This is a genomic window from Shewanella sp. 1180_01 (assembly GCF_052850535.1).
This window is the reverse complement of the sequence record NZ_VXCT01000032.1, coordinates 1-19,905: the sequence shown is the minus strand read 5'-3', so window position 1 is coordinate 19,905 and position 19,905 is coordinate 1. Positions and strand designations below refer to the sequence as shown.

Sequence of the window (19,905 nt, the reverse complement as noted above, 5' to 3'; positions counted from 1 at the left end):
TGTTAACGTTAGTCGGGTTCAGATAGTCCAAATACAGCGATTATTTAAGGTGGAATTTTCGGTGAAAGCGCAAATCTTAAGAGAAATGAAGGTACTCACGGCCATAGAGCCAGAGTTCGAAGTACAACGTCGGGTCGCGTTTATTAAAACCAAACTAAAAGAAGCGCGCAGCAAGGCATTGGTATTAGGGATCAGCGGTGGGGTGGATTCTTCTACCGCAGGGCGTTTGTGTCAGTTGGCGGTGGACAGTTTAAACCACGAAAATAGCCAAGGCGGTTACCAGTTTATCGCCGTGCGCTTACCCTATCAGATCCAAAAAGATGAGCATGAGGCTCAATTAGCCTGTCAGTTTATTCAGCCCTCTAAATTGGTCACAGTGAATGTGCATCAAGGCGTTGATGGCGTGCACAGCGCTACCGTCGCCGCGTTAGCCGAAGCTGGATTGCCTTTGCCCGATGTGGCAAAAGTGGATTTTGTTAAGGGTAACGTTAAAGCTCGTATGCGGATGATAGCTCAATACGAACTCGCCGGACTCGTAGGTGGACTCGTCGTGGGGACAGATCACAGCGCCGAAAACATCACAGGTTTTTACACTAAGTGGGGCGATGGTGCCTGCGATTTAGCGCCTTTATTTGGTCTTAACAAGCGCCAAGTTCGCCAACTTGCCGCGTATCTTGGTGCGCCAGAGTCTTTAGTGCATAAAGCGCCAACCGCGGATCTAGAAGATAATAAACCGTTACTCGAAGATGAAGTCGCACTGGGGCTAACCTATGCCCAAATCGATGATTTCCTTGAGGGCAAAGAGGTCGGCAAGGCGGTTGAAGACAAGTTGATTGGTATTTATAAGGCGACGCAGCATAAACGTCAGCCTATCCCAACGATCTACGACTAACGCTAAATCGTACTCGAATAAGCACTCGTTGGAACTCAGTTCACGAGTGCTTTTTTATGCATTTTTCTTACAGAGTCATTGAGCTTACTGCATTTGGCAATGCATCTTCTAGTAGTGATTATGGCGCGACTAAGTGTTGGCGTGTCAGGGCGATCAGTTGATTTGGGTATTGGCGATAATCCAAATAGGGCGTGAGTAAACAATGCTGCCCCTGCGAAGATGGAAGCGTCATCGCGGTTATGGATTTGTTTTGGGCGGTTAAATGCTGTGCATGGATTTCGTTTGCAGAGATGGTGAACCCTAAACACTTTGCAGCCACTTGCCCCGCGACAAGATGGATCTTCGCGTTTGCCATCAATTCAGTGCCGCCTATGCAGAGCAGTTCATTTTGCTTGAGTAACACTTGGTCACGATAGCCACGCCAATCCTCTCCGACCGCGCTGATTTTTGCCATAATAGTGAAGATCTTACGCCAATGATTGCCATTTAACGCTATGAGAGTTGCTACAGCGTCTGGCTGAGTGTAATGCCAATTGTCAGGTATCAGCGGCGCAGTAGGAAGATAGTAGGCGAAGCTAGCGTGTGGATTACCGATTATCATCGAGAGCGTATAAGTTTCGTTGGAATAAGACTGCTTTGGATCCTAACCCGATTAAGGCCTATGCGGCTAATAAAATTGCGCGGTGGCTATCTTGCGAGTGACTGAGTTTAGGAGACAACTATTTAGTTGCTTAAGCTGAGGTGACAAAATTACGCAGCTTATGGCAGTGGATATTATTGTGGTAAAAAGTTTGAAGGATGTTTTTTTCTAACCGTATAATTGGCTTGCTTATTTTATCTTATTGTTATGTAGGAACAGCCATGAAGGCCATCATCATAGGTTCGACAAAACACCTATTCTTAGCCGCAGTGTATGCGAGTATTGGCATAGCGTTGGCGTTACTCGCAACGGGGATTTATTTTCTCAATACGCGTCCAGAATTGTCACTTTGGCATACGGTCGAGCTAGAAAATGAGTTCCATTACAATACTAAACTCGCTAATTTTAATGAGTACTTAGCGCTAGAAGAGCGCCTATTCGCCGAAGTTGAGCGCAAAGTCGTCCAAAAGATTCCCGCCAATGAGTTTTCTCCAGTTAACCGCTATGTCAAAAATAGCTTATCCGATCCTGCCCATTGGGCACAAAATTGGAATCGCAGTTATGAATGGCCCAAAGCCGATGCCGAGTTTGGGATATTGCTGCTCCACGGCATGTCAGACTCGCCCTATGCCTTATCCAATGTGGCAGCGCATTTTAAAGGTAAAGCCCATGTTCTGGGGTTAAGATTGCCAGGGCATGGCTCCATTCCGAGTGGCTTAACAGAGGTTTATTGGCAAGATCTCGTCGCCGCGGTAAATTTAGCGACGGCGCATATGCGGCAAACACTGGAGGGTAAACCGCTATTTGTTGTGGGTTTTTCGACTGGTGCCGCCATAGCACTAAACCATGAGTTAGAGCGTATCAGTCAAGATAAAACCCCAGATTATGCTGGGATGATTTTTATCTCGCCTGCGATAGGGTTAACGCCATCGGCAGCGGCCGCACGCTGGCAGAGTTGGATTGGCCGATTGCTGGAGCTGGATAAGCTGCAATGGAACAGCATTCAAGTGGAGTACGATCCCTTTAAATACACCTCTTTTGCGGTCAATGCGGGCGATGTGGTGTATCAATTAGCGCTACGTAACCAAGGTTTATTGGCTGGATTAACTTTGCCGCAAAGGGCGCAAGTTCCATCGATACTTACTTTTCAGTCGGTAGTGGATGCAACCGTTTCAACCTCGGCTGTGGTGAATAATCTGTATCAAACGTTACCAGAAAAAGGCCATGAGCTCGTGCTGTTCGATATGAACCGACTCGATGTGAATACCAAAATGGTGTCCAATGATCCGTTAGCAGGCTTGCTGTCGAGCATCAATAGTCCTGCGCTGCATTATCGCGGCACTGTGGTGGAAAATATCAGTCATGAAACCACGCAAGCTCAAGCGCGCAGCTTTGGTTTAGCTGCGCAGGGTAAAGTGGTCACAGAAGGCAATGAACAAGTGCGAGCATTAGATCTGTATTGGCCCGCTGGCGTGTATTCCTTGTCCCATGTTGCGCTACCCTTTGGTGTGGATGATGGCCTCTATGGCGAGATCATTCAGCCTGATTCACATCGGATCCAAATCGGTGCGACGGCTTCACGGGGAGAGCGCGGTTTGTATAGTGTGTCGGCATCGGAAATGTTGCGCCAGAAATGGAATCCCTTCTTCCCGTATCTACTTGAGCGCATAGATGAGTATCGACTCGCCCATATGCACTAGGATTTTGTGATTGATTAACCGCTCAGGTGTCATAACGCCTGAGCTTTCATTGATGATCACGCTATGTAAATGTGCGCTCAGAATCAAGCAGGGCCGTGCAACTTAGCCCGCTAGCATTCAGTACAATCCTGCGCAATCAAATAGTGATTGAACGCCACTCAGTTAATCTGACCTAAACCTTCTATCTTTGAACGACAATCTCTTCAACAGCTTTATCTTAAACAAGCGCCAGTTAAACAATTAGGCTGCAAACAACCCGATCACGTCCCTGTTCCTTTGCCAGATACAAGTTATTGTCGGCCTGTTTAAGCCAGTACTCTAAGGAGTCGCTATAGGTGGCATTGGCAATCACAGCGCCGATACTCGCCGTGACATTAAAGCTTCGATGATCCTGCGGATTGATGATCACAGTGCCTGCGAGCTGCCGTTTAAACTCATTGAGATGTGCTTCGACTTTCAAGGCATTACACATAGGTAAAATCAGCAAAAATTCCTCGCCGCCGTAGCGGGAGATCAAATCAATATCTCGCTTGAAGAGCGAGGTTAAGAGTTCAGCAACCACTTTTAAACACTCGTCGCCGCCCAAATGGCCATAAGTATCATTGATTTGCTTAAAATGGTCTAAATCCAATATGGCAAGCGTCATGGCATCTTGACCCCGTTCGCACATCTGTTGGATAAGTGGAAATTGATGCTCGGTATAGCGGCGATTATAGAGATTCGTCAGCGGATCGCGCTCGGCTAAATCCTTTAATTTCACATTAGCGGCCTCTAAATCTTGGGTGCGCTGTTGTACTTTTTGTTCAAGTTCTTGTTGGTGTTCGAGTAAGGCTTGTTGGTTCGAGGCCAAACTTTCATACAAGCTGTAGATTTCTTTAGGGGTGCTTTTATCGAGTAGATCATGTTCAAACTTCTCGTCGCTGGCTTTTTCTTGCTTAGCGGGACCGAAATGCTGCGCTAAAAGCGACAGAGGTTCGGTCAGTAACTTACTGATAGCTTTAGTAATAAAAAAGGCACCGACTAAGGAGCAAAACAGCAAAATCACCGTGTTGACATATTGGCGCTCAGCTAGTTTTAGAAGCGGCACAAAAGGTTCTAAAACATAGAGTTGCCACCCATTGTTTAACTTATGCTGGGCATAGATATACTCAGGAGTATTTGAATCTAGGTTATGCAGGTTCATCAGTTGAAGCCGGGCGCGATAAATCTCACTGCCTTTGCTGAATGACAAGGAGCTGAGCGGTGCTAGTCCTAACCCTTCGGAGGCATAAATCAGATTATTGTTCTCATCTGTCAGTAAAATAGATTGCTGCTCATGATGTAGATTTTGTTTATCTATGCTGGAAAAATAGCGTAAATCTAAGCTGCCTTCGACTATCCCTCTGGCTTGATTGGGATCATTTTGACTAAAAATCGGGGCACTAATGGCAACAATCACGTCATTACCAAAACCTCTGCCGATAAACGCAGGTGATACAAAGGTTTTATGGTTATAAAACGCTTGGGTAAAGTACTCCCTATCGCTCACCGAAGAAATGTCAGAGAGACTGTCTAATTTTACTATATTGGCTATCGGACTGGCAGCGAGTAAGTTGCCTTGTTCATTTGCAATCAGCATTGTTTTAAAGCCTTGATTACTATCGTGTATGCTCGACAGTAATGCCTGCCCCTCATTGATATCTGCATTCGACAGGCTCAAAAACTTGGCAGTGCTAGCGATGACTTGGGTGTTGTAAGCGAGATAGTTGTCCGTTGCATGGCTCAAATGGGTTGCCGTATCGTCCAGATTGCGATTAATCATCACTTGTTGGTTGTCGATAAAAAAGTGATTAAAGGCTAAGGACGAAACTAATAAACTCACAGTAATGATTAAGGTAAACAAGTAACTGAGCTGCGAGCTAAAAGTGCGCCGGTTAAGATTGGTCAGCTTGCCTTTAAAATGCCATAGGCTTGGAATAGCAACCACACAGAGTTCACCAATTGCAGCGTAAATCATGCCATTAACGGCTTGTTTTATCGCAGTAAAAGGAATGTGACTGGCGGGCATTTTAGCAATGACAGCCACATAAATGGCTAACAGCGGGATCCCCAATAACACCCAATAACTTACACTGGCATAGAGTATTTGAATATCTCGGCGCCTTGCAAAACCAAGCCATAATGCTTCGAGTAAAAACAGTAAATACACATGCGGGCTCGACCACACGATCATGAGTCCCGTTGCGGTAAATAGGGCGGTGATCAATGCATACCAAGGCCCTAAGAGTATTGCCACTATCACAACGGCCACGTTGCCGAGAATCAATTGCACATTGGCGAATAGAGGGATGGGAAAAAGATTCAGGACTAAGCCGAATACACCTAGAATAATGGCCAGTCTGAGATGGGCGGTTTGGAATGTGGGTAGATGCAAAGAAAAGTCCCTTTGAAAATTTGCTTCTGTTAACTGTTTGTGATTATGGCACAAATAAATACAGTGCCTCTATTTCAGAGCTTCAATTGAAGCCCCCAATATAAAGCTATAACAGAAATGAATTTGTAGAAACTGATTCTGGGAACGGATTAAAGAAACGAATTATTGATATTGAGACAAATTATAGAAAGGAATAGTGCCACCGATTTATCTAGGTAAACATAGGGTGAATTCTGGTCAGCAACAGATTGATGATTAGCAGAGTCAATGGATGAGGCCATTTCCGAACGGTTATCGACGAAAATTGTGTCATTCAGAACATAAACTAAGCAGTCGATCAAAGAGATGTAATGAAGCCCTTGCGCAGTTGCAAGGCAATTGCTACAGTTCTGGCTTACTTAAGATAAACCCCATAAACAGTATCTTAGGTGATGAGTGATTGGATAAGTTAGGTTGAAATAGCCACTAAGTTATAACTGACTAAATCAAGGCTGATAATACAATTCACTTAAAAAATTTCGGTATGTAGCGCAGCCCGGTAGCGCACTGTCATGGGGTGTCAGGGGTCGGAGGTTCGAATCCTCTCATACCGACCAAATTCATAAACAAAAAAGCCTGCAATCTTAATCAGTTGCGGGCTTTTTTGTGTCTATAATTTGGCTTTTTACTGCTTAGAGGTGGTGAAACTGTGGTGAAATCGGGGTGAAACGGGTTTCAGAATTACAGTGGTCAAGTGCGCTGGTTGCATTAGTTTTATTAATGGCTGAATTTAATTTCAGCGTGAGGTACTTCGGTCCATTGCAGATGATCCCGCACATAGATTTTGGTGGACTTAGCATCGGTGTGAGCCATTCGGCCTTGAGGATCAACACCCATATCAGAAAACAATCTGGCGGAAAGCGCACGGATCTCGTGGAAGGTTGGGCGCTGGCTCATTTCTAAATGATTGAACAACGCTAACTCATCCCTTAATGCTGAAAACGCTCTGCTGAGATAATTAGGATCGAGCTGATAGCGGTGATCAGTCGCTTCACTTTGCTTATTGTGTTTGTCTGGTCGGCGATGAACCACATAAGGACAAAGCACTCCATCACGACTTTTATCAATAACGGCCTTTAATACCTCACCGATAGGGATTGCCACATGGCTGGCTTCTTGCTCTTCCACTTTTTGGCGATGAATAAATAACGTGCCGTAAATGCCATCGACAGGTTCATCAAACCATAGGCAACCACATTGGCCTTCCTTAGGTTTTTTAATGCTGTATTTTATCCGCGATACTTCAAGGCGTGCTTGGGTTGATTGCAAAGCAAGGTCCATCGCCGTTTGTAACCACAGTGGCGCAGCAGCATGGATTTGTTGATACACTTCAAAGCTTAAGCGTTGGCGTTCCTTACCTTTGGTTTTGCGTTTTTTCATCTTTCGAGAGGCCGGATTATCTAACATGATGGACTGGTCGATCGCGTAGTTAATCAGTTTCTCCAAAAATCCAAGTTTGCGGTTATGCACATTGGGGCTGGCATCAGGATGGTATTGGTTTAGATAGCCGTTGATGTGCTCAAGGCTAATATCTTGGCTGCTAACCTCAGCAAAATAGGTTTTAACCCGTTCGGCATCGTTGCGCATAGTGCTGCCCAGTTGCTTACTTGGTGCTTCCTCTTTAAAAATCAACTCTAAAAGGCGGTCCACATGGCTGGCAAAGGACAGTCCATCAGCTTGAGGTGAGGCGCATGAGGCTTCAATCAATTGATCCACCGTTAACCCAACGGTAGGTCGCATAATGCGGTTGTACTCAACCGCAATTTGAATCGCCTGCACTTTATCTTTACCTAATGTTTTGCGAACACCATTTACCAGCGTAAAGCGGTAAGTGCCCTTGGAGCTATCAAACATTAGATGCTGAGGCAGATTTTTATTATGCGACTTTTTTGGGCGTACCATGTTAATTACCTTGAGGCTGCAATTAAATCAGACACCGCGCTGCTAACGGCGGGCGCCACACCAAAGTGCTGGTCTTCGTAAACATAGACCTTGTTATCTACAATGAGCCCGCGAATCACTCCACGTAAAATCCAACCTTTAATGGTACGATTTTGAGGCGCGGAATTGGCAGCAAACTCACGTTCAGACCACTCACTGGCCCTCATTAGTTTGGAAGGTTTTTTAAATGACATATTAAACTCCACTTAATTCAATTCGTTAAGGTTATCTGCTTTTAAACTCATCCTATCTAATCGAGTAATCACTGCTTGCTCACGTACTTGAACAGTTGATAGATCAAACTCAGGGCGCTTACTCAGCATTGCCACTTGTTGCTCGAGCTCGACAATTCTGGCTTTAATCTCAATGTTCTCAGCGATAGCTAGGTTAAGTCTGTCATTCATCGTCATGCTGCACCTACCTGTGTTAAACAGCCTTCATCCTCATCTTCTTGCCATTCACCTGAGTCGATTAATGCTTTGGTGCATTGACTGCAAATCTGATGGATACTGCCGCAATGTTCGACAAAGGTTGGTCTATGTGCTTCACAGAAATAACCCTCGCAGCTGATCTCATCTTCGCCATGCATACCACCACACGCATAAGAAAGGCCGCGGTCGATTTGTTTGTGGCAACCCTGATGATCACAGGTTGCTTCGAAGGCATAACCAATGGGTCTGCCGATACTATCTTCACCACAATTTGACCAGCTCATTGCTTACCATCCTCAATGTAACGATGAAAATCATCCTCGCCACACGTTGCAAACTCCTTTTCACAATGCGCCCATGAACAGACAAATTCGTTTTCGCATAGATCTGATGCGTAAATCGTATTTTCACCGCCACAGTGTGGACATGAAACTATTAGCCCAGCAGGCTTTGCCATCTTCTTCATTGTTTACCACCATTTGTAACGCTTTTTTCTTGGCCGCAAATTTTTAGAAGCTCGTTCGCATCAGTTATTGCACTCTCGATTCCTAGGCACTGTGGATAGTCATTACTTAGTACTAATAGGTTTGGCAGTGCTTGTGTAGATATGAAAGTTTTGAGCTTATCCACCTGCATCGCCAGCTGGCCGCGCTCAGCTGTTAGAGTGTCAATTTCTTGCGCTGCCTCAGCCGCAAGATTCTTTTCACCACGACGAGATAAGTCGTCTTGATCTGTAGCGAACTGCTTTAGCCGTTCAGATAGTGAAAGCTGCTTCATGCCGCTTCCTTATCTTTCGGGGCGAAGAACAGTGCGACGGGGCCATCTTCGGTGTCGTGAATGCTCAGCAAGAATGAGCCGGCCTTGTCGCAAACGGGTTGCCAATCGCTGATATCGGTGTCGCCCTCGTCAAAGTAGCGCTCGATGAGGTTTTCAGGCGCGTCGAGTTCAAACCAAATCGCCACAAACTCGCCGCCTTGGCGTGCGGCCCATGCTTCACACTCCACACGGGTCACACCTTCATCCCACTCGGGCAAATCTGGATGGGTCCAATAACCTTCTTCACGTTCTACAGTTGCTGCTTGTATCGGGTTCATGCTGCTTCTCCTTGGCGCTGGGCTTGATATGTTTGCCATGCGGGCAAATCAGTGTTTGATACTCGCCAATCAAGCTCGCCAGCCTTGTCATAGGCCACTGAGCCGCCATATTGAGCACCCTCAAAAGTGAATGTCGCAGTGCAATACAGTTGTGGATATGCACCGTTAAACGCCGTGAAGGTCAGATCAGGGCGCAGTGATAACAGCTGTTGCTTAAAGGCTTCGGCCTTAGCATTGTGTTCCGTGATGTCAGCTTGCTTTTGTGAATGGCACGCCGCGTTGCAATAAAACGCCTCGCCAATGCAGATCACCGCTTCAATGTCCGTCGCATTGCCTTCATCGTCTTCGGCTTTAATTGGGTTGCCGCAGTGGTAACAGGTAAAACACCAACCATCCGCCAGTAACACTTGATAAGGCACGTTGCCTTGCGCAGCGTATTGGTCATATTCAGGGCAGCGAGTAACTGACATATCATCTTCAAAGGTCAGATTGAGTTCGCCCGCACCTATGCGGCGAGCGGCGGCAGCATGTTGATGAAACACAATGCACGCGGCGCCCTCGCAATGTTCTTGTACTTGAAACGCTTTAATCTTGGGTGTGCTCATGCTGCTTCTCCTTTTATCCTGAGTTTTGATTCTGCGTTGAGTGCGAATACTTCGGCGTCGGCTTGGCCGAAATCGCTGCACTCGATGGCGTTAAAAGACTTACAAATGCCCCAGCCGTGATAGTTGTTGGGGGTGTACTTCACTTCGATTTGTTGCTGTTCGCACATCAAGGTGGAGTAGGGCTTAGATAACGTGACCACACCCGCTTTAGTGCTGAACGTATTCATGCCGCCTCCTTGTTTTGGTTGTCGCTTGCTTGGCTGACAGGTTGGTGGCAGGGTAGGCGCATAGGGTGATATCGGTACGAATACACTATGGTGCGGCTAATGCCCTTGGCTAAGTTGGTTAAGCCGTTGCCCAATGCTTGCCAGTACAGGCAATCTAACGCGCCGAGCGCCAGCGCGATTTTGATGCTGTCGCCCGTTTTGGCCTTGAGTAACAGGCTTAACTTATGGCTGCGATAATGATTTAGCAGATGGCGAAACGCCGCTGATTGAGTCATTTAGGCCACCTGCTTCGGTTGCAAAGGGCTTGATTGCAAATGAGTTAATTGCAGCTTGGCCCAGTCGATGGCCTTAATGGCCTCGACCGTGGCGGCGATTTGCTCTAGCTTCTTTTGCCCGCGCATAAAGTTTGAAAGCTCAATACCGTGGCGAGCCGCCGCACGTTCGGCGGGCAGGGCGCTGGTGTAATGCAGCGTTAACGCCGCAATCACCTCGGGCGAACTAATGCGGGTGAGTGACAGCAATAACGCAACGCGCTCTTGTGATTCAAAGCCTGGGAGTAAGTGGTTCATGCTGCCACCTCGTCACATGGGTATTGCTTCCTTACATTGTTAATCGCGTCTTCCATGCTGGGATGGCGTTCATGCATTCGGCCTTCACGCTGATGGCGCTTATGTGCAACGAGCTTTAACATACGTGGGCCCGATGGCTCGATTTGAAAGCGGATCATGCGGTCATGTGCAAGAACGACGGCAGTCGTGAGGGCGCTATAGTCGAAGGTAGACATGTAATGCGCGCTAGTACTGTTGATTGATAACCCGTGCTCACCACAGGCTTGGATTTTGCCAAACATGTGATTGCCGCCGCCGTGTATGTCACACAGGAAATCAAAGCACTCACGTTGATCTGCATTGAGCCAAGGGTAATGTTTGGCATAAAAATCATGTTCGTTGCTCATGCTGCCTCCTTGCTTTGGGTGGCTTCGTCGTATTGGCGGATGGCAAACACAATCGCGAAACAGCACCAGATAAAGCGATAGGTGAAAGGGTCTTTCCAGCCATCCCAAAAATCATCTAACGTCATGCCGCCCGCATCTTCCTCATCCCAATTATTGAGGCGATAAACCACATCCCACTCGGCGTTCTCGCGGTTTTGGGTAAACTCCTTAACGGCATTGGTCGCGCTGTTAATTGCCTCAGCCTCTTCTTCGTTCGTTGGATCCAGCCCTTCAATAAACCACTGCAAAAACTGCTCAAGGCGTTGATCGGCTTCCTTGGCATCAAACTCGCGAGTGCCGTCGGTTTTACACTCAGCCAGTACCTTTTCTTCCCAGTAACTCGCATTCACACCCCAGTCATCACCGCTTTGGCGAAAGAAGCAAAACATGTCCTGCACCCGAGAAAATACGTAACAACCCATATCGCCACTGATGCACAGATGCTGCGGCCATGTGGTGATCTCAAAGCGATGATCAAAGCTGCCTTGGCTGAGTACCATGTGCCGGAACACCCCATCATCCTTAAGAATGGTGAGTTGATGTTCGGCCACATCGCTTAAAAATGACTCTTTCGTTGGGTGGTTCATACACTATTCCTTCCTTTTGAATCAGCAGGGCTAGGCTGCGGCTTCGCCGTTAAACACCACCAGATTGATGATGGGTTTCTTGGTTTTGGGGTTCACCTTGTCCGACAGCTTGTGATAGCGAATATGCACATCGCGGTGGGCTTCTTGGGTCATGGCTAACACGATATATTGCTGGCACAGCGCGGGCGTCGATAACGAATGCGACAGGCGTTGTGGCTTCATGGTTTCAAACAAGTGCTGCGCCATATCATCCAACTTGGCTTGGTACTCGTCGGGGCTTAGTTGACGGCGGTTAGGGTGCGCGCCAACTGAGGTGCTGCACTTTTTGGCCGCTTGATTTTTCGCTAAGGTCATGGACACGCCATAAACAAAAAACATAATTGCCTCCAACAAGGTGAAACTGTCGCCGTAATCGTTACAGGGATATGGACCATCACCCCTTGGTTGCTTTGCCTTGGCTGCTTTGCCATATAGCCTAAATCGTGAATGTGTGCGGCGGCTCTGCGGCTCTACTGCTTAGCGGCCGATTGGCGTGGCTGTCGTCATAGTGTTCAGCGGATGCACATTAGTGACGGCTTGCGAGTCGTTGCGCCACACCATCACCTTGCCGTACAAACCTTGTTGGGGCTCAGTAAAGCGCAGGCAGAAGTTCAGCCCGAGTTCGCCCGTGTGACGAATGAACTGGCGGTAAAAGGCGGCGCTTGGGTGGTGATAGGCAAAATGCTTGACCAGCTCATTGCAACGGGCTTGCACCCGTGGGCAATCCATCGGGTCGGTGTGGCCCTTGGCCAGCGCCATCAAGCAGGCAAAACGTATTGCAACCAGTAGACGAAACTCATCGCGTTGCTTAGGTGTGGTGTGAACTTTCGCTAGAATCATTTCCTTGTCCTCGGTAGTGCCCATTGAGAGCAAAGCTCGAAAGGGCGGTCAGTCGTTTATGGTTCAGAATGTCAGTGCTTGGTATTAGCTTTCTGTTGGTATTGATAGTAATCACGCATTGTGATTGTGTCAACACGTTTCGTGTTTGTGGTGGGTGTGTGATTTGTCTGTATGAATTGTGTTTATAGTTCTCGGGCTTGGAAGCTTAGATCTTAAACGTTAGAGAGTTTTATAGTTGCGCACCATAAACGTTATGGCTTATAAAAAAGAAGAGGGTTTTAGTTAGGTTCAAATTAGATGTTGGTTTTAGTAGGTTAATCAATGTTTTAATATATTCTGCCAACCATATTTACAACTTGTAAACACTCTAGGTAACTGCTGAAGGAAGAAGAATATTTAAGAAAACTAATATATAGATGTAGGTGATAATTCGAGCAAGTTATGTTTATGTAGCTGGTATAACTCTTTAAAATTATTTAAAAATCAAACAAACACGATTTAGAGTGTTATTTTTTAAATATTCGATTTAATTCATTCAAATCAAGGAAGTGACCAGTAGCAAACGAAGACGCTAGACTTGATAAAAGCGTCCAGTATTCTCTTATATTCAGGGAATGATTTTCTAGTACAAAAGACATAAATTGAGCAAAGCGTTCTTCAGTGCTATCTCCTTCCAAATCGCTTATTGCTATTCGGCAACAGTAGTTAAATATATGTTCTACATATCCATCATAGGATGCATTTTTTGCTCTACCACCATTGATTATTTCTCCATCTTTGCATCCATTAATTATTATATTTCCAACAACTTCAGATAAGAAGTCTAATGTAATCTCATTAGTTCCTAATTTATAAGAATGAACATCGCATTTCTCTAGGAATTTATACACTAAAAAGTTATCTATTCTACTTGAGGATTTTGATAGCTCGATAATATCGTTATAGAATATTGGAACAGGAGCTCCATAAAATAAATTAAGGCTAATTCCGCGCTTTCTTTTCTGGAAGCATGTATTATCTAGGAGGCTACTAACAATTGATTTTATGTTTACGGTAGAGTAAGAAAACTTTGAAGCTAATAAGTTCATTTTGTTATCAATGCAGAGCCATGGCAAGTCATTTGCAACCGATATCTGAAAGGTTGAATATACTGTTGCGTCAATTAAGTCTTTAATTTTAATTAAGTTTTCAGGTGTATCCTTTGGATTTAAAGCTTCTGTTTGAGAAGTGCTTATCAACTCTTTAAGTTCTTGAATTAAAGAAGTTAAATCATTTCTAACATCTGCGGCTGTATATTTAAAAAGGCCATTTTCTGTGTAATCTAACGATAGGTAGTCATCTCTAGTAATATCTGTCATCCATTGTTCAAGGCAGTACTTAGATTGATCTGTCATTACTGTTTCGATTGTAGATTTTGATAAAGTTGAAGCTGCACCAATTAATGATAAATAAACTGCGGTATAGATATCAATGACGACTCTATCTGGATTTTTAAGACCTTCATCAAACAATTCTAAATATTTATTTGAATCATTAGACTTAAGGTGAGCAATAGCGCTTTTAACTGGGCAATTAGGGTTTGCATAGTGGCCTTTCATAACGAGAGGAATATTGGGGTTATGTAAAACATCATTCTGTTTCATTCCGTTGTGAGAGAATTTTTTAAATACTTTCTCCATAAAAGGAATGAAATCTTCTTTATCGCTAGGTAGAGTCAACAACCAAAATGCATCTGTTCCGTCATTTATTTCATCTCTTATCTTTATCGCTAATTGAAATGCTGCGATGTATGGTTGTAAACGTTCAAGTAGTGTGATGTTTTCCATCGTTTCACCCACTTGCATTTTTTCGAGTAGCTTACCAATATGTGAGTCAGCATCCAATAAAGATGAATGATTCAGATTTATATTCCTAACTAGTACTTTATTCCGCGTCTGAAATCCCTGTGAATAAATTACTCCTCCACGACAATGAATAGGTACATAAGGATTATCATATACCCGTTCCTGACTGATCAAAGTGCTAAAGTGAATCTGTGTTAAGAGGGAGGCTACTTCATTAGGATCCTGTACAAACCAATCTACAAGAATTCTCTCAGCCATATATTTATCAATATTTGTGGCAATTTCATTAATTAGGGGGATCTTAGATTCACAATATGTTTCTAACATTTTTTCAGGGATTTCAAATACAATTTTTTTACGTTCTTCGATTGATGTGCCGCTAAGTCGAGATGTGAATAATAAAAAGTACCAAGAATATGCATTGTTGGCGTCTAACCTGATTGAGTGCTGAGCAGCGCGAATTGATGGAATATAAGATTTGAGCCGTTGATATAATTGTGCCTCAATTAGCCAAAGTGATGTAGATTTATCTTCAAAACAAATTTCATCTAATTTGTTTTTTAAAATTTCATATTTTTCACTTGCCAGTAATGCATTTAAATAGCATTTGTAAATAGGTGAAAGCCAAGGCGAGTCTGGTAATAAAATACTCAACAACTCAACGGCACATAGTGGTAAATCTAACCGTAGAAAGTCGTCACATAAATTAATCACGGCAGCAGGATGAATTTCAATATATCTTTCTATATTGTAAGAAAGGAAATTTTCTGCTAATTTTTTTACATTATTAATGTCTAGTTTATTTGTTATTTTGCAAATTTTTGCTGTTAAACTGAGTGTTAAAAATGAATTAAACAGGTCGTCACCTGTCTCTATTCGACCTCCATTGTCAAGCCATTTGTTAATAGCGGTGATTGATATCTTATTATTCTCCACCGCTAAGTTTAGTTCAGCATATCCTTCAATATCTACTTCGTTGTTAGATAGTTCAAATCTAGATTTATATTCGGATGCTTGATGTTTTTTATTCAGGTGATTATTTATGAAATCTGGATTTATATTTGAAATTTGATCTCTATGTTTATCAAAAAATTGAAGTAATCTTCTGTCTAAAAAGGAAGTAATACTTAAAAGATTCATTAGAGAATAAATATATCTTAAATCTTGGTTGTCAATGTTTTTAATCAACTGTTCTATTAGGCTTTCTACTTGTAGTTGGATGTTTTTCTCTATTAAGAAATAGTGTTTAGAATTACATTTATTTGCAATTGAAATACTAGATAAATAAAGAATAAGTGTTTTGCTATTGCTGGAAGGGTAACTTTCATTAAGAAAGTTGCTAATTTCTACAGCAAGTTCTATATTGCCTATTCTAAATGCACCTCTTGCTAAACCTGTTAATTCTTGCTCAGTTAAGTTGTACTTTATATTACTCCCGTATTTATTTACAATTTCTTCTTCATTAGCAAGGAATTCAAAAAATACTTCTTCAATATAAGGTGAGCTTTTTTTAATTAAATTGTACCGTTTTCTTGCTATTTCTGGTTGTTTTTTAGACTCGAATTCAATCAATATTGATGTTATTATTGTTTCTATATTATTTGAGGTTAGTGTACTTAGAATTTGTGTGAGCTGGTGCTTGCTCTCTGTTATTACTCCATTTGCTAGTTCTATTTTTATAGAAAGCGCGGATAGCAAATTTCTAGTATCGCCATTAAGAGATTCAATGTTTTTTAGAATATTAATTTTTTCTTTTGCAGTTGAAAATAATCTGAATCTAATGTCGCGCAAAATATTTTCGCTTACATATTCTAGATTTTCTGCTTCAATGTATTTTGTGCTATCTATGTTTCTCAGTAATTTAATTACTGTCACTTTAAATAGTTGGTCGTGTTTTGAACACACAATATCCATGCTATCTGAGAGATGTATTATATGTTTTAGAGCTGCATCTTCATCAATTAAAAAAAATTCTTGAGGACTTGAAATTTTATCTTTCACAAAGTGCCATTGTTCTATAAGAGCTTTTACCCAGTCATCCTTTTCTGGAATTGTAAAATTATGTAGTTTAGAGCGAAGTATTTTTAGGCTTTTACGTTCTTTTAAGTCTTCATCAAGGATATGATCAGGGAAAAGTGCATAGGAGGAAATTAAGTTAGCATCTATTGGAAGTTCTTGAGCCCATTTATCTATTGCTGAATGCAGCTCGGATATGAGAGGATTGCTCATAAATATACATAATATTTTATCTGATAGCTTTGTTCCTGCGTAACCAAGCAACCATCCCTCAAATGCTCCAACCACTTTAATGCTCCTTCACTCTAATGAAATAATTATTATAGCAACTTTATACAGTATTACCTTCAATAATTTCTTTGCAATTCATTGTTGAGGCCATCTTTAGTTTTCCTGTCATATTTTAAACAGCTCTTATAATCGGAATTTAAATTAGGATTTTTATTTTTTATGAGTTTGTTTAGAACGATATTTATTATAGCGAAATTAAAATAAGCTATTTAATACCATACACTCAAATAGTTATTTGCTAGTTATTCCAGATGTTCAATACAGACCACCAAAATACCCAACCTATGATCTTAATTTCGCCTATCTTCTCTGGTTGGATAAATTCATCTGGGAATTCATCATTATTATAACTTTTGATTCGAATCCCTCCGCCCGGCGTACGGTAGAGCATTTTAACCCTTAGCATACCGTCGTGATCGATGGCGTACATTTCGCCATCAACAATACTCTTTTTGCTTGTATCGACTCCGACCGTGGTGCCATGTCGTAGGACAGGTAACATGCTGTTGCCAGATACTGTTACACAAGCGGCATGTTGGGGATCAACATTACTCTTTTTTAGAGTGGACTTAGCAAAGCGTAGTTTGCACCCGCCATTTTCTTGCACAAAAGTAGAACCATTACCAGCGGCTAATTCAACTTCACGAAAAAATGGCAAAGCGACCTCATCATCCTTAAGCGGTGTATCACCATCCCACAGATCAAAACCAGCATGCCATTCGGCATTTGACTCTGGTTTTGTTTTGGTATTTGAGTCATATGAATTATGGGAATTACCATACAGAATTTCAGCAGGACTCACACCAAGCACTTTTGCCAATATTTCCGCGTCGATGGCACTAACCGCTCTTGTACCTGCTTCATAGTTACCAACACGAGATTGAGATTTCCATCCGCAAAGGTTTGCCAGTTCGGCTTGACTTTTAATGCCAGCATTCATTCGAAGCCGTTTGATGTTTTGTCCAACTCGTTTTTTTAAATCTTCAGATCCCATTATAACCACCAACGATAAAGTCTCGTTTTAAGAATATCACGATATGTGATATTTGATTTTTTCGTTTTGTGTTTACTTGTAAACACGATTCGTGTTTAATGTGGTTAAATCAACATTGAGACTGGATAGCATGAACAATATTTCCACTTACCGTAAGAAAGCCAATTTGTCTCAATCTGATCTAGCGAGGGCAATTGGCAAGACTCAAGGGGCGGTTGGCAACTACGAGGCCGGTATTAGAAACATCGATCTTAGTACTTGTTGGGAAATTGTAAGAGCGATTAACCAGTTGGGTGTTGAATGCACTTTTGCAGATGTTTTCCCCGAACCATCAGGCGACACCAATAAGGCCGTTTCGCTTGCCATTTAATTGAACGTTAACAGAGAGAGGCTTATTAGCATGAAAACCAATTCACGTAAAAAAGATAGCCGTTTGAATTTGTTGATGAAAACGATTCATCGGGTATTGGAGTTACCCAAGATGACGCGCTTTGCGCTGGCGATAGATTTTGTTGCGGCGGTTGAGCGCCTCGGGCTGAGTGAGGTGCTGGCGGCGGAGGGCATTAGCTTTGCGAGCACGCAAGACGTACATAACGATGCGCGGATAAATGCCCAAAAGCTGTTCCGTTGGCTCGGCCAGTACGAGGGTCAACATCCGCAGGCGGATCGCTTGTTTCATGTTGAGCAAGCACTGGTGGCAGCGCTGCCCGAGCATTTGCGGGTGCAGTATCTCAACGATGTGTTTGGTTGCACTGGGGTGACGGTCATTGCTGACCGCATGAATGATGGCCATGTGTTGCATGTGGCCGATATGGCTGCATCGTTAACCAAAGAGAACGCCGAGGCGCAAGTGGCGGTGATCCACTTGGGTTGTGAGCCCAAGCGCGAGCAGTTAGTGGCGGCGCACCGCGAGTTAAAAGAGTCGGCGGCGACCACGCAAGCCAGCATGGCGGCGTTAGAGCTGGCGTATCCGTATTTAGCAAGTCATGGCGGTAAGGCGGCGCAATTCGCGGCCGAGAAGTGACCGCGATGCCGCAATCGAACCTAAATATCAATGTTATCGCCCGCGCTAAACCTGAGTTGCACCAGCAGTTGATCCGCTTGGGCGACATGATCGGCGACGGTTTGCATTTAGAACCCGATGGCAAATGGATTGCGAAAGAGTATGTGAAAGTGGCGCGGGCGTTAGGGTATCGGCCTAAACGGGCTAATCACAGCGCACAGATTAATGCGGTAATGCTTAAGCGGGTGGCTGATGTGCCGTGTGGCCAGTGCGGTTTGGCTTTAAAGCAAACCAAGTCGGGCTCAAAACGCGCCGTGTGTGCCAATGGGCATAAGTGGCAGTTGTTGAAATGAGTTGTTTGAATGACTTGTTGAAATGAAAGAAGGAGTGAATGACATGTTCACAAATCAGTTAAGTGATAACTGGGCGCGTAAAAAACGCCGTTATCAAATTGCCCGCCACAGTTTGGCGACCGATGCGGGCTTGATACCTAAGATGAAGTGAGGAGGATAAACGATGTTTGATCCTGAATCTTTAATTTGTTGTTTGGAGGGCGGCGCCGCGTGTTCGGTACATGGGCAAGTTAGCCGTGCTGATGGGCCCGTCGTGGCCGCGCTTACCGAGATGGAAACCGCGCAAGTGACGTTACTCGTGATGCAAGCAAAGCAGTTAATGCTTAAGGCGATGGCGCTTAAATCTAAGTCGAACATGCCTAATAGCACTGAGCCTAATGTGGCTGAGCTTAGCGCTAATGATCCTAATGTCCTTGAGCTTAGCGCGGCAACCTCTGAACGGGCAGCGTTAAGTGGCGTGAACATGGGCAAAGACATTGCCTGTTTTCATGGGCATACCACGGCGGAGTTGTTTAGGCGAACGCAGGTGGGCCGAATGGTTGAGGTGTTAAGGAGCTGCGATGAATTGCAGCATAGTCGCCCCGAGCGTTGGGCGGTTATCGCGACCGACATAGTGGATAAGGCGTTGCTGGGCAGTAGCAAGCAGTTGTTGCTGCCGACGGTGAGTATCGATTGGATTATGAATTATCTGTTGATGGAAGAACAACGTGCGGAACGTTCTATTGCGCTATTGGCAGCGGATGTAGGCGCGGCTGATGCGAGTGCGGCTAATGTGAATGCCACTGATATGAGTGCAATCGCGAAAAGCCGCAACGTGCACATTAAACGGCGAGATTTTTTTAGCCAGTTGCGCAGTAACTTGGCGCACGAGGTTTACTTGCTTGGCAGTGAAGGCGAGCGAGCGGAGGGCAACGGGGCGCATTGCAGTTGATCCCGTTGTTGTAGACATAAGAAAGCCCGCT

24 protein-coding genes and 1 tRNA gene are annotated in these 19,905 nt (G+C 44.1%); 7 read left to right on the top strand and 18 right to left on the bottom strand.

The features are described 5' to 3' along the window. Positions 1-61 precede the first annotated feature (61 nt). Positions 62-892: an ammonia-dependent NAD(+) synthetase gene (gene nadE, locus FW758_RS15855; protein WP_446445882.1), complete on the top strand. Its 831-nt coding sequence runs from the start codon at positions 62-64 to the stop codon at positions 890-892. 118 nt (positions 893-1,010) lie between these two features. Here the strand turns inward: nadE and FW758_RS15850 are convergent, their stop codons facing one another. After that, a complete protein-coding gene (locus FW758_RS15850) occupies positions 1,011-1,493 on the bottom strand; it encodes a DUF6942 family protein (RefSeq protein WP_446445881.1) in 483 nt (160 codons plus the stop codon). Positions 1,494-1,753: 260 nt separating this feature from the next. Here FW758_RS15850 and FW758_RS15845 point away from each other — a divergent pair, with 260 nt between their 5' ends. Continuing rightward, the gene (locus FW758_RS15845; RefSeq protein WP_446445880.1) at positions 1,754-3,232 is read left to right on the top strand and encodes an alpha/beta hydrolase; all 1,479 of its coding nucleotides are present in this window, start codon (positions 1,754-1,756) and stop codon (positions 3,230-3,232) included. Positions 3,233-3,464: 232 nt separating this feature from the next. Here FW758_RS15845 and FW758_RS15840 read toward each other — a convergent pair whose 3' ends face one another. Further along, positions 3,465-5,699, bottom strand: coding sequence for a diguanylate cyclase (locus tag FW758_RS15840; protein WP_446445879.1), 2,235 nt, complete (start codon positions 5,697-5,699; stop codon positions 3,465-3,467). Positions 5,700-6,164: 465 nt separating this feature from the next. On the opposite strand from FW758_RS15840, the gene FW758_RS15835 reads away from it, so the two are divergent. After that, positions 6,165-6,241, top strand: a tRNA-Pro gene (locus FW758_RS15835). Between the two features lie 160 nt (positions 6,242-6,401). Here FW758_RS15835 and FW758_RS15830 read toward each other — a convergent pair. The 16 genes from FW758_RS15830 to FW758_RS15755 form a co-directional block, all read right to left on the bottom strand. Next, entirely contained in the window at positions 6,402-7,586 is a 1,185-nt protein-coding gene (locus tag FW758_RS15830) for a recombinase (RefSeq protein WP_115334401.1), read from the bottom strand. A gap of 5 nt (positions 7,587-7,591) precedes the next feature. Continuing rightward, positions 7,592-7,819, bottom strand: coding sequence for a hypothetical protein (locus FW758_RS15825; RefSeq protein WP_115334402.1), 228 nt, complete (start codon positions 7,817-7,819; stop codon positions 7,592-7,594). Between the two features lie 12 nt (positions 7,820-7,831). Further along, the gene (locus FW758_RS15820; protein WP_310803691.1) at positions 7,832-8,029 is read right to left on the bottom strand and encodes a hypothetical protein; all 198 of its coding nucleotides are present in this window, start codon (positions 8,027-8,029) and stop codon (positions 7,832-7,834) included. 2 nt (positions 8,030-8,031) lie between these two features. Next, positions 8,032-8,340 (bottom strand): hypothetical protein, encoded by a 309-nt coding sequence (locus FW758_RS15815; RefSeq protein ID WP_446445878.1) that lies wholly within the window; start codon positions 8,338-8,340, stop codon positions 8,032-8,034. A 178-nt stretch (positions 8,341-8,518) separates the two neighbouring features. Next, positions 8,519-8,833: a hypothetical protein gene (locus FW758_RS15810; RefSeq protein ID WP_446445877.1), complete on the bottom strand. Its 315-nt coding sequence runs from the start codon at positions 8,831-8,833 to the stop codon at positions 8,519-8,521. Continuing rightward, positions 8,830-9,150: a hypothetical protein gene (locus FW758_RS15805; protein WP_259576182.1), complete on the bottom strand. Its 321-nt coding sequence runs from the start codon at positions 9,148-9,150 to the stop codon at positions 8,830-8,832. Before FW758_RS15805 ends, FW758_RS15810 begins: the two co-directional genes overlap by 4 nt. Next, a complete protein-coding gene (locus FW758_RS15800) occupies positions 9,147-9,755 on the bottom strand; it encodes a hypothetical protein (protein WP_446445368.1) in 609 nt (202 codons plus the stop codon). Before FW758_RS15800 ends, FW758_RS15805 begins: the two co-directional genes overlap by 4 nt. Further along, positions 9,752-9,982: a hypothetical protein gene (locus FW758_RS15795; protein ID WP_012089913.1), complete on the bottom strand. Its 231-nt coding sequence runs from the start codon at positions 9,980-9,982 to the stop codon at positions 9,752-9,754. The genes FW758_RS15800 and FW758_RS15795 overlap by 4 nt, the downstream gene beginning before the upstream one ends. Then, positions 9,979-10,257 (bottom strand): hypothetical protein, encoded by a 279-nt coding sequence (locus FW758_RS15790; protein ID WP_115334406.1) that lies wholly within the window; start codon positions 10,255-10,257, stop codon positions 9,979-9,981. The genes FW758_RS15795 and FW758_RS15790 overlap by 4 nt, the downstream gene beginning before the upstream one ends. After that, the gene (locus FW758_RS15785) at positions 10,258-10,551 is read right to left on the bottom strand and encodes a hypothetical protein (RefSeq protein WP_012089044.1); all 294 of its coding nucleotides are present in this window, start codon (positions 10,549-10,551) and stop codon (positions 10,258-10,260) included. It lies immediately after the preceding gene. Continuing rightward, on the bottom strand, positions 10,548-10,937 hold the full coding sequence (locus FW758_RS15780) for a hypothetical protein (RefSeq protein ID WP_446445876.1): 390 nt from the start codon (positions 10,935-10,937) through the stop codon (positions 10,548-10,550). The genes FW758_RS15785 and FW758_RS15780 overlap by 4 nt, the downstream gene beginning before the upstream one ends. Continuing rightward, positions 10,934-11,563, bottom strand: a complete 630-nt coding sequence (locus FW758_RS15775) for a hypothetical protein (RefSeq protein ID WP_446445875.1) — start codon at positions 11,561-11,563, stop codon at positions 10,934-10,936. The genes FW758_RS15780 and FW758_RS15775 overlap by 4 nt, the downstream gene beginning before the upstream one ends. Before the next feature lie 30 nt (positions 11,564-11,593). Then, entirely contained in the window at positions 11,594-11,941 is a 348-nt protein-coding gene (locus FW758_RS15770; RefSeq protein WP_006082041.1) for a hypothetical protein, read from the bottom strand. 138 nt (positions 11,942-12,079) lie between these two features. After that, positions 12,080-12,442, bottom strand: coding sequence for a hypothetical protein (locus FW758_RS15765; protein ID WP_446445874.1), 363 nt, complete (start codon positions 12,440-12,442; stop codon positions 12,080-12,082). A gap of 506 nt (positions 12,443-12,948) precedes the next feature. Then, the gene (gene gapS6b / locus FW758_RS15760) at positions 12,949-16,590 is read right to left on the bottom strand and encodes a GapS6b family protein (protein ID WP_446445873.1); all 3,642 of its coding nucleotides are present in this window, start codon (positions 16,588-16,590) and stop codon (positions 12,949-12,951) included. A 241-nt stretch (positions 16,591-16,831) separates the two neighbouring features. Continuing rightward, positions 16,832-17,587: an XRE family transcriptional regulator gene (locus FW758_RS15755; protein ID WP_446445872.1), complete on the bottom strand. Its 756-nt coding sequence runs from the start codon at positions 17,585-17,587 to the stop codon at positions 16,832-16,834. A gap of 130 nt (positions 17,588-17,717) precedes the next feature. Here FW758_RS15755 and FW758_RS15750 point away from each other — a divergent pair, with 130 nt between their 5' ends. The 4 genes from FW758_RS15750 to FW758_RS15735 all read left to right on the top strand — a co-directional run bounded on the left by FW758_RS15750 (position 17,718) and on the right by FW758_RS15735 (position 19,874). Next, entirely contained in the window at positions 17,718-17,957 is a 240-nt protein-coding gene (locus FW758_RS15750; RefSeq protein ID WP_446445871.1) for a helix-turn-helix transcriptional regulator, read from the top strand. 30 nt (positions 17,958-17,987) lie between these two features. Beyond that, positions 17,988-18,611 carry a hypothetical protein gene (locus FW758_RS15745; RefSeq protein WP_012088965.1) on the top strand — a complete coding sequence of 208 codons (624 nt, stop codon included), beginning with the start codon at positions 17,988-17,990 and terminating at the stop codon, positions 18,609-18,611. 5 nt (positions 18,612-18,616) lie between these two features. Next, complete coding sequence (locus FW758_RS15740; protein ID WP_310802978.1) at positions 18,617-18,943, top strand: hypothetical protein; 327 nt, start codon at positions 18,617-18,619, stop codon at positions 18,941-18,943. 163 nt (positions 18,944-19,106) lie between these two features. Continuing rightward, positions 19,107-19,874, top strand: coding sequence for a hypothetical protein (locus tag FW758_RS15735; RefSeq protein ID WP_446445870.1), 768 nt, complete (start codon positions 19,107-19,109; stop codon positions 19,872-19,874). The last annotated feature ends 31 nt before the right edge of the window (positions 19,875-19,905 follow it).